The sequence below is a fragment of the Allobosea sp. P1_A7 genome (genome assembly GCF_056406775.1).
This window is the reverse complement of the sequence record NZ_JBFTZN010000381.1, coordinates 1-4125: the sequence shown is the minus strand read 5'-3', so window position 1 is coordinate 4125 and position 4125 is coordinate 1. Positions and strand designations below refer to the sequence as shown.

The following is a 4125-nucleotide window of genomic DNA, read 5'->3' as shown; positions in this document are numbered from 1 at the left end:
CGTGAGGATCACCGATATCGAGGTCCGCTGCTGCCAGCGCAAGCCGGAGCATTTTCAGGCTGCCGCCTTCCGCACGGGCGATTTCGGCAACTTCGAATTCCTGGTGGTGACGCTGAAGACCGACAGCGGCCTGTCGGCGACGACCTTCGGTTTCGCCGGCCGGTCCGCGCCCGGTGCCGGCCAGCTCATCGCCGACACCTTGCGGCCCTTCTTCATCGGCCGCGATCCGCGCGATCGCGAAAAAGCCTGGCACGAGTTCCGAACCGCCGATCGCTGGTGGGGGCATCTGCCGATCTACGCCTATGGCCCCTTCGACACCGCGCTCTGGCTGCTCAGCGCGCAAGCCGCCGGCCAGCCGCTCTACAAATATCTTGGCGCCTATCGCGATTCCGTTCCGGCCTATGGCAGCTCGATGATCCTGAAGGAGCCCAAGGACTACGCAGCCGAGGCGCTGCGGGCTCAGGCAGAAGGCCTGCGCGCCTACAAGCTTCACACGCCGGGCAACGATATCGAGGAAGATCTGGAGGCCCATCGGCTGGTGCGCGAGGCGGTGGGCGCGACATTTACGCTGATGTCGGACCCCGTCTCGACCTATAATCTCGAGCAGGCGATCCGCTTCGGTCGAGCACTGGAGAAGCTGGACTACTACTGGTTCGAGGAGCCGCTCTACGACGAGGATGTGCATTCGCTGCGCGAACTCAGCCGGACGCTGGAGATCCCGATTGTTGGGACCGAAGTCCTCGCCAAGCATCCCTACAGCATCGCCGAATGCATCGCGACACGCGTCGTCGATCGGGTCCGTGCCGACGTGTCCTGGACCGGCGGCGTAACCGGCGTCATGAAGACCGCGCGGCTGGCGGAAGCCTTCGGCGTCAATTGCGAGGTCCACACCTCGATCTTCCACCCGATGGAGATCGTCAATCTGCACTGCTGCGCGGCGATGAAGAACTGCGATTTTTTCGAGGTTCTCTATCCGATCGAGGGCTTCGCCTTTGGATTGAAGGAGAAACTGCCGATCAGCGACGGTCTCGCGACGCCGCCGGCCCTGCCTGGTCTCGGCGTCGAGATCGATTGGGACGACGTCGATCGCATGACCGTCAAGATCGTTTGAGGTGAGATGATGAAAGCCCTCTCCATCGACCGCCCCGGCTCGGTATCCTTCACCAAACGGACTGCCAGCCTGCCGGGCCCCGCAGAGGTCGAGGTTCGCATCGACTTCATCGGTTATTGCGGCTCGGACCTGAACAGCTTCCGGGGCAGGAACCCGCTGGTCGCCTATCCGCGCGGGCCCGGGCACGAGATATCGGGCACCATCGCGTCGCTCGGTGCCTCCGGCACGGGGCAACTCGTTGCCGGGCAACGCGTGACGGTGCTGCCCTATTTCAACTGTGGCCAATGCCGTGCCTGCCGCCTCAAGCGCCCCAATGCCTGCCTCAAAAACGAGACGCTCGGCGTGCAGCGCGAGGGGGCGCTGACCGAGCGGATTTGCCTACCGGTCAGCAAGGTTATCCCCGTCGAGGGCATACCCGCGCGCGACGCCACGCTGATCGAGCCGTTGGCCGTAGGCTTTCATGCGGTGCGACGTGCGGAGGTGACCTCCGAGGACCTCGTCGTCGTGCTCGGGTGCGGCGTCATCGGGCTCGGCGCCGCGCTGGGCGTGCTCGACCGGGGCGGGACGGTCGTCGCCGTCGATCTCAGCGCCAAGAAACTCGTCACCGCGAGACGACTCGGCGTCCAGCACGTCGTCGATGCCTCGCGAGAGGACGTCGCCACCCGCGTTGCCGAACTAACCGGCGGCGAAGGTGCGCCCGTCGTGATCGAGGCCGTCGGCGCCGAGGAAACCTTCCGCCAGGCGGTCGAATTCACTGCCCAATGCGGGCGCGTTGCCTATGTCGGCTACGCCAAGAACCCGGTCGCTTACGAGACCCGGTTCTTCGTGATGAAGGAGATCGACATCAGGGGTTCGCGGGGCGCGGAACTGCTCGATTTCCATGACGTCATCGCCTATCTGCGGGCGAACCCCACGATCGGCGATGTGCTCGTCACGCGCGTCGTGCCGCTGTCAGAAGCTGCCCAGGCGATGATCGACTGGGATGCTGATCCCGGCGCCTACACCAAGATCCTGATCGACGTAGGAGACCGTTCGTGACTGCATCCCACCCGCTCGATATTTTCTCGCTGAAGGGACACCACGCGCTGGTGACTGGCGGCGGCAGCGGCCTGGGCCTGGGCATCGCGCGCTGCTTTGCAGCGGCCGGAGCTAGAGTGACGCTGGCAGGCACCAATGCGCAGAAGATCGAGAAAGCGGCGGCAGATCTGGGCGGCGAGACCGGTTCTCTACCTTTCGACGTCACACGCGTCGACGAGGCCGAGGCCTATGCCGAGGCCGTCTCGCAGCGTTTCGGGCCGGTCTCGATCCTGGTGAACAACGCGGGCAACACGATCAAGAACCCCATTGCAAAGATGACACCCACCGACTTCAGGACGATCCTGGACGTGCATGTCCATGGTGCTTACGCCCTGTCGCGCGCTTTCCTCGCCCAGATCGAGCAAGCCGGGAACGGCTCGATCCTATTCACCGCCTCGATGAGCTCCTTCCTCGGCATTCCGAACGTGATCGGCTATTCGGCTGCGAAGGCCGCCTATGTCGGAATGGTCCGGGCCATGGCGACCGAGCTCGCGCCGCAGAAGGTCAGGGTCAATGGCGTCGCGCCGGGCTGGATCGACACGCCGCTGTTTCGGCAGGCAACCTCGACCGACCCTGACCGAAAGGCCAAGATCGACGGCCGCATCCCGATGAAGAGCTATGGCACCGAAGCCGATATCGGCTGGGCGATGACGTATCTAGCCTCGGCGGCCGCGGCCTATGTCACAGGCCATATCGTGGTAGTCGATGGCGGCGCTCTACATGGATTCTAAGCAATCTCGGAAGCACCAATTTGTTTCGCAACCTCGACTTTCGTCCTCACGTCGCGATCGAGTGGGCGTCGCGGAATCGCTGCTGGGGAAGAATAGTGGCATTGTCACATTAACTCCCGGCGGGCGCCAAGGGGAGCATTCGGCCCCATGACAGGCTCAGGCCGTGACGCCAGCCATGACTTTCCAGTGCGCCATGGCGCGCAGACGATGCAGAGGGGTGGTGACGGCGGACCGACGGGACGAACAGATTGCGGACGGCGGAGAAGACGGGGACAAAGCGCTGCCGGCTCCCCGGGGAACGAAAGCCTTGCATCGTCCGCTCGCGCTTTCGGGGGGCAGGTGTGAGTTCTCGGCGCGGCTATTGAGACCTTGTGCGCGCGATGCTCCATCTCCGGCATGGCGCTTGTAGCTGATGGTCGGCAGGGTCATGCACGCCCACCTACAGGGCTTGCCGCCATGCCGGAGTTCACGTGACAACGCCCCGCGGAGGGCTTGGATCAGTTGGCGCGATGAGGGCGCGCCTTAAAATCGGCGATGAAGTCCGCCAGCTCAGTCAGGCGACGTAGTACGTGGCCACTATCTGAAGCCTCGGCACGGATTGCAAAAATCGCCTGGCCAGTAACCTGAACCAACGGAGCAAATTCGGGCAGCGTGAAGGTCATCAGCATCGTCTTGAGCGTCTCTTCGGCGTCGCCGTAGCGATTGAGATACAGCCGCACACCCTCAGTGGTCTCTTCTGTCGAGGCGCCATGCAGTTGCCCGTAAGCATCCGCAGCTGCCCAGATCGCAGCGTGGAATGCCAACTTGTTTTCGACCATCCGGTCCGCGCTGCCGCCAAGTTTGGCGCTAATCGAAGCGGCCGTGGTGATCATGTCGAGGAAATCTTCCAGGCGAGCGGCGACCATGCCCGCCTTGGAAATCTTCGGCTTTCTGGGGAAAAGGTTGAACACGGGTACTTCTGTCACAGACGGCGGCAAAGCGCATAAATTCCGCCGTTGCGCTAACACGCCGCCTCGAACTGCAGCTTGTGCTTTGTAGCCATTGAGTTGTTATTGTGAGCCAATTGCCAGCGCTGCTCGCTTAACCGCGAATTGGCGGCAGAAACCGGCGCGCTTGTTTCTTTTTGCCTGAATCAGGACGTCCAGGACCTCGCCTTCGGAGTCAACGGCCCGCCAAAGATAGACCAGGCGACCGTCGATCTTGAGA

4 protein-coding genes and 2 pseudogenes are annotated in these 4125 nt (G+C 63.2%); 3 read left to right on the top strand and 3 right to left on the bottom strand.

Translation table 11 applies throughout. The features are described 5' to 3' along the window. The 3 genes from AC1D34_RS34620 to AC1D34_RS34610 all read left to right on the top strand — a co-directional run. Positions 1 to 1111 (top strand): enolase C-terminal domain-like protein (locus tag AC1D34_RS34620; RefSeq protein WP_476826673.1); only part of this gene is annotated, 1111 nt, incomplete at its 5' end. A 9-nt stretch (positions 1112 to 1120) separates the two neighbouring features. Further along, positions 1121 to 2149 (top strand): zinc-binding alcohol dehydrogenase family protein, encoded by a 1029-nt coding sequence (locus AC1D34_RS34615; RefSeq protein WP_441507973.1) that lies wholly within the window; start codon positions 1121 to 1123, stop codon positions 2147 to 2149. Next, the gene (locus tag AC1D34_RS34610; protein WP_441507972.1) at positions 2146 to 2919 is read left to right on the top strand and encodes an SDR family NAD(P)-dependent oxidoreductase; all 774 of its coding nucleotides are present in this window, start codon (positions 2146 to 2148) and stop codon (positions 2917 to 2919) included. The genes AC1D34_RS34615 and AC1D34_RS34610 overlap by 4 nt, the downstream gene beginning before the upstream one ends. A gap of 156 nt (positions 2920 to 3075) precedes the next feature. On the opposite strand, the pseudogene AC1D34_RS34605 reads toward AC1D34_RS34610, so the two are convergent. The 3 genes and pseudogenes from AC1D34_RS34605 to AC1D34_RS34595 all read right to left on the bottom strand — a co-directional run. Then, positions 3076 to 3317: pseudogene (locus AC1D34_RS34605) on the bottom strand (DDE-type integrase/transposase/recombinase); the annotation flags it as partial. Between the two features lie 99 nt (positions 3318 to 3416). Continuing rightward, positions 3417 to 3869, bottom strand: a complete 453-nt coding sequence (locus tag AC1D34_RS34600) for a hypothetical protein (RefSeq protein WP_441507971.1) — start codon at positions 3867 to 3869, stop codon at positions 3417 to 3419. A 156-nt stretch (positions 3870 to 4025) separates the two neighbouring features. After that, positions 4026 to 4125, bottom strand: a pseudogene (locus tag AC1D34_RS34595) (DDE-type integrase/transposase/recombinase); the annotation flags it as partial.

Bases quoted from the DNA above. Each gene is read 5' to 3' on its own strand.
- AC1D34_RS34615 (WP_441507973.1), top strand. From the start codon at position 1,121: ATGAAAGCCCTCTCCATCGACCGCCCCGGCTCGGTATCCTTCACCAAA.